Raw genomic sequence first — 746 nt, 5'->3', positions numbered from 1 at the left:
GTCATTTTTGCCACCATTTTCTTTATATTAAAGGCAATGGCAAAGAAGGCAAAGTCCATTTTGACCTTGTCTACACCGATATGGCGAAAACGACGATATGCCATGTTGTATTTAATTTGTCCGAAAACAGCTTCCGGCTCAATACATCTTTTGCCTCTATGCCTTAAACCTTCCTCTGAGGTGAGCAGTTCACTAGCTTTCTGTCTGTAAGCTTCCAGTTTGTGATTCCGTTCAATCACACGTCTGTCCCCAGATGCATCGAAACACAGACAACGTAGCGGACATCCTTCACAGTTCTGTGCTGTATATGTTGCCCTATTGGAGACGTATCCACTCGCACTTGCCTTGTGGCTGGTTCCAGTGCGTGTCATGTGTTGTCCCATCGGACAAACGCAATAGTCCTCCTTCTTGTTGTAATAGAAGTTTTCCGAGCGGAACGGATCCGGTACATACTGCGGACGGTGCTCTATATGGAAGCGGTTGTATTTCACATAGGCAGCGGTGCCGTTCTGCTCCATAAACTCGTAATTCTCCTCGGAACCATAACCAGAGTCTGCCACTTCCGTTGACGCAAAGTGTCCGTAACGCTCACGGAACGACTCCATGAATGGGATGTAGGTAAGGGTGTCTGTAGGGTTGGGGAACAATGCAAAGTTGGTGATGAACTGGTTCTCGGTTGCAATCTGAAGATTGTACCCGGGTTTTGTCAGCCCGTCGTTTATAGCATCCTCCTTCATGTGCATGAA

1 protein-coding gene is annotated in these 746 nt (G+C 47.1%); it reads right to left on the bottom strand.

All coding sequences use genetic code 11. From position 1 onward, the window contains the following. The coding region (locus tag I6E49_RS14245) for a transposase (RefSeq protein ID WP_235403141.1) at positions 1 to 746 on the bottom strand (746 nt) is incomplete at both ends.

It is taken from the genome of Leyella stercorea, assembly GCF_021531655.1.
The sequence above is the reverse complement of the archived record's forward strand: the minus strand, read 5'-3'. Positions and strand labels throughout refer to the sequence as shown.